This window comes from Sphingobium sp., from assembly GCF_041987595.1.
Classification (GTDB): domain Bacteria; phylum Pseudomonadota; class Alphaproteobacteria; order Sphingomonadales; family Sphingomonadaceae; genus Sphingobium.
The window spans coordinates 1-3651 of the sequence record NZ_JBHIWJ010000185.1 but is presented as its reverse complement, the minus strand read 5'-3'; the positions used below and the strand labels follow the sequence as shown (position 1 = coordinate 3651).

Genomic DNA, 3651 nt, shown 5'->3' with positions numbered 1-3651 from the left:
GAAGCTGAGCGCAATCCAGTCGCAGCCCTGCTCGACCGCAAAGCTCAGATCGCGCCGGTCCTTCTCCGTCAGCGCCGGCACCGGCACCACCACGTCGGGCACGTTGACGCCCTTGCGGTTGGACAATGTGCCGCCGACCTCGACGACGGTATCGATCCGGTCGGCCGCCACCTTCTTGACCCGCAGCACCATCTTGCCGTCGTCCAGCAAAAGCCGGGTTTCCGGCACCAGCGCCGCGTAGATCTCCGGATGCGGGAGGTTCACGCGGGTCGCGTCGCCCGGCGTCGCATCGCTGTCGAGCACGAAGGCCGCGCCGGTTTCCAGCACGGCCAGCCCGCGCTCGAACGTGCCGACGCGCAGCTTCGGCCCCTGAAGATCGCCCAGGATCGTCGTGGGACGACCAAATTCCTTCTCCAGCGCCCGGATCGAAGCGATGCGCGCGGCGTGGTCCTCGTGCGATCCGTGGCTCATGTTGATCCGGAAGGCGTCAGCCCCGGCGACGAACAGCGCCCGGATCATTTCCGGACTGTCGCTCGCAGGACCAAGGGTCGCGAGGATGCGAACCTTGCGCGAACGGGGCGGTAATCTAGTCATTCTTCTCTGGCTCCTGACCGTCATGATCGCCACTGGCTTGCCAGGGCGCACTTTTCGATTATCCGTGCTGCACGACAGGATGATGTAGAACAGCGAAAGGTTTCGCCGTGAGCGATAACATACTCACAGATGCCGTTGCCGCAACCGCCTTCCGGCGGCTGGTGGCGCATTTGCAGCACCGCACCGACGTCCAGAATATCGATCTGATGGGAATGGCGGGCTTTTGCCGCAATTGCCTGGCCGACTGGATTGCGGAGGCCGACGGCGCGCTCAGCAGGGACGAGGCTCGCGAGATCATCCACGGCATGCCCTTTCCCGAGTGGAAGGCCCGCTATCAGGGGGAAGCGACCCCGGAACAGATCGCCCGGATGCAGGAGAGTGTGGCGAAGAACGCCGACAATCATTAGGAGCCTGTCCCGACTGATTCACACTGACTGGAGATTCTCATGAGCGATGGCAATGTCGCCGCCGAACAGCTACGCCTTTTCATCGAGCGCATCGAGCGTCTGGAAGAGGAAAAGAAGGGCATCGCCGACGACATCAAGGACGTCTATCTGGAGGCCAAGGCCAACGGCTATGATGTGAAGACGATGCGGTCGATCGTGCGTCTGCGCAAGATGGAGCGCAACGCCCGCATGGAAGCCGAAGCGCTGCTGGAAACCTATAAAAACGCATTGGGTCTGGAATAGGCCCTTCATCCGAGGAGAGCGCTCATGACCGGGATCATCGTCAGCACCACCCCCGCATTGGAGGGTCGGCCCGCAAAGGAATATCTCGGCATCGTCACCGGCGAGGTGATCGTGGGCGCCAACCTGTTCCGCGACCTGTTCGCCAGCGTGCGCGACATCGTCGGCGGGCGTTCGGGCGCTTATGAGGACGTGCTTCAGCGCGCCCGCGAGCAGGCCATCAGCGAAATGCAAACCCGCGCCGCGGCCCTGGGCGCCAACGCCGTGGTCGGCGTCGATCTCGATTATGAGACGGTCGGCTCCAGCGGATCAATGCTGATGGTGACAGCGTCCGGCACGGCGATCCTCGTCTGAGTTGCGCTTGGCTGGTGCGCCCGCTAGAGAGCGCGCTTCGGACAAACAGACAAGTTTAGGAGCAGGCCGTGGCCGGCCATAGCAAATTCAAGAACATCATGCATCGCAAGGGCGCGCAGGACAAGAAGCGCTCCTCGATGTTCTCCAAACTGAGCCGCGAAATCACCGTCGCGGCCAAGATGGGCATGCCCGACCCGGACATGAACCCGCGTCTCCGCCTCGCGGTCAACGCCGCCAAGGCGCAGTCCATGCCCAAGGACAATATCCAGCGCGCCATCGACAAGGCGATCGGCGGCGACACGGAGAATTACGAGGAAATCCGCTATGAGGGCTATGGCCCCGGCGGCGTCGCCATCATCGTCGAGGCCCTGACCGACAACCGCAACCGCACCGCGACCAACGTGCGCACGGCCTTCTCCAAGAATGGCGGCAATCTGGGCGCGTCCGGCGCGGTGAGCCACGGTTTCGACCGGCTTGGCCTCATTACCTATCCGGCGAGCGCGGGCGATGCGGACGCGATCTTCGAAGCGGCTCTGGAAGCGGGCGCCGACGATGTGTCCTCGAACGAGGACGAGCATGAAATCTGGACCGCCATGGACGCGCTGCACGAAGTCGCCAAGGCGCTGGAAGCCAAGCTCGGCCCGGCGGAAGGCGCCAAGCTCGCCTGGAAGCCGCAAACCACCGTCGAAGTCGACGAAAGCAACGCCGCAACGCTGATGAAGCTGGTCGACACGCTGGAAGACGACGACGACGTGCAGACCGTCTGGGGCAATTATGAAGTCTCCGACGAGGTCATGGAAAAGCTGGGCTAAGTGAATTTCCCGCAAAGGCGCGGAGACGCGGAGAAAAATCGATCGGTCTTTTGCCTCGCGGGCGGCCGATCATCATCTTTCCTCTCCGCGTCTCCGCACCTTCATTTCCTCACTCTGTCATGATCATCCTCGGTCTGGACCCCGGCCTGGGCACCACCGGCTGGGGCCTGATCGCCGCTGACGGCAACCGCCTGACCCATATCGCCAACGGCCAGATCAAGACCGACAGCGATATGGCGCTGGCCAGCCGGCTGCTGGTGCTCGACCTCGCGCTCACCGACCTCATCCTCGAACATCAGCCCAACGGCGCGGCGGTCGAGGAAGTGTTCGTCAACGTGAACCCGCAATCGACGCTGAAACTGGGTCAGGCCCGCGGCGTGGTGCTGCTGGCCGCTTCCCGATCGGGCATGGAGGTCGGCGAATATGCCGCCCGGCTGGTCAAGAAATCGGTGGTCGGCGTCGGCAACGCGTCAAAGGATCAGGTTCACGCCATGGTCGCCCGGCTTCTGCCCGGCGCAAAGGTCGCCGGGCCTGACGCATCGGACGCGCTGGCCGTCGCCATCACCCACGCCCATCATCTCGCCAGCGCCCGCCGCATTCCGCGCAAATAACGCGTCACCGACGGCCCATTACAGGGGCCGCGCCTCGCGCACCAGCAGCACAGGCACGCCGTCGCGCACCGGAAAGGCCAGTCCCGCCGCTTCCGATACCAGTTCGCTGCGCTCCGCATCCCAGCGCAGCGGCGCCCGCGTCAGCGGGCACACCAGCTTGGCCAGCAATGGTGGATCAGGCTCGCTCATTGCATCGTCGCTCCGCCATCGCGCTCGACGCGACCGACGATCTGCATCAGCTGAATGATCCGGTCGGTCCGCTCGCTCAGCGTATCGGCTTCCAGCAGCGTCTGCTTGGCGGCGGGATCGAAGGGGACGATCTGGGCTATGCCGTTGACCAGCGCCATGTCATCGAGCCGCGATACCGCCGTCCAATCCACCACATAGCCCAGCGCCTCGGCAAAGCGCCGCGATTCCTGCTCCAGCGCTGCGCGTTCGACGGCGGAGAGGATTTCATCCTCCTGCCCCACCGGCTCCACATCCGCCTCGATCTGGCGGAACGCGGTCGCCACCTGCAGTTCCCGCACCACGCGAAAGCGCGCCAGCCCCTGGAGGATGATATTGAACCGCCCATCCTCCAGCGCCTCGATATGG

At 64.2% G+C, this 3651-nt stretch carries 8 protein-coding genes; 5 read left to right on the top strand and 3 right to left on the bottom strand.

The features are described 5' to 3' along the window. Nucleotides 1-594 (bottom strand): pyruvate kinase (locus tag ACFC3J_RS22515; protein WP_375198152.1); only part of this gene is annotated, 594 nt, incomplete at its 3' end. Nucleotides 595-701: 107 nt separating this feature from the next. Here ACFC3J_RS22515 and ACFC3J_RS22510 point away from each other — a divergent pair. From ACFC3J_RS22510 to ruvC, 5 genes are all read left to right on the top strand, one after another. Then, on the top strand, nt 702-1001 hold the full coding sequence (locus ACFC3J_RS22510) for a DUF1244 domain-containing protein (protein WP_375198151.1): 300 nt from the start codon (nt 702-704) through the stop codon (nt 999-1001). A 39-nt stretch (nt 1002-1040) separates the two neighbouring features. Beyond that, a complete protein-coding gene (locus tag ACFC3J_RS22505; RefSeq protein WP_013848733.1) occupies nt 1041-1283 on the top strand; it encodes a DUF2312 domain-containing protein in 243 nt (80 codons plus the stop codon). Between the two features lie 24 nt (nt 1284-1307). Beyond that, nucleotides 1308-1634 (top strand): heavy metal-binding domain-containing protein, encoded by a 327-nt coding sequence (locus ACFC3J_RS22500; protein WP_375198150.1) that lies wholly within the window; start codon nt 1308-1310, stop codon nt 1632-1634. A 68-nt stretch (nt 1635-1702) separates the two neighbouring features. Continuing rightward, nucleotides 1703-2446 (top strand): YebC/PmpR family DNA-binding transcriptional regulator, encoded by a 744-nt coding sequence (locus ACFC3J_RS22495; protein ID WP_375198149.1) that lies wholly within the window; start codon nt 1703-1705, stop codon nt 2444-2446. A 119-nt stretch (nt 2447-2565) separates the two neighbouring features. Further along, nucleotides 2566-3057, top strand: a complete 492-nt coding sequence (gene ruvC / locus ACFC3J_RS22490; protein WP_267250624.1) for a crossover junction endodeoxyribonuclease RuvC — start codon at nt 2566-2568, stop codon at nt 3055-3057. A gap of 18 nt (nt 3058-3075) precedes the next feature. On the opposite strand, the gene ACFC3J_RS22485 is transcribed toward ruvC, so the two are convergent. Further along, a complete protein-coding gene (locus ACFC3J_RS22485; protein WP_375198148.1) occupies nt 3076-3246 on the bottom strand; it encodes a Trm112 family protein in 171 nt (56 codons plus the stop codon). Beyond that, the coding region (locus tag ACFC3J_RS22480) for an LON peptidase substrate-binding domain-containing protein (RefSeq protein ID WP_375198147.1) at nt 3243-3651 on the bottom strand (409 nt) is incomplete at its 5' end. The genes ACFC3J_RS22480 and ACFC3J_RS22485, both read right to left, overlap by 4 nt.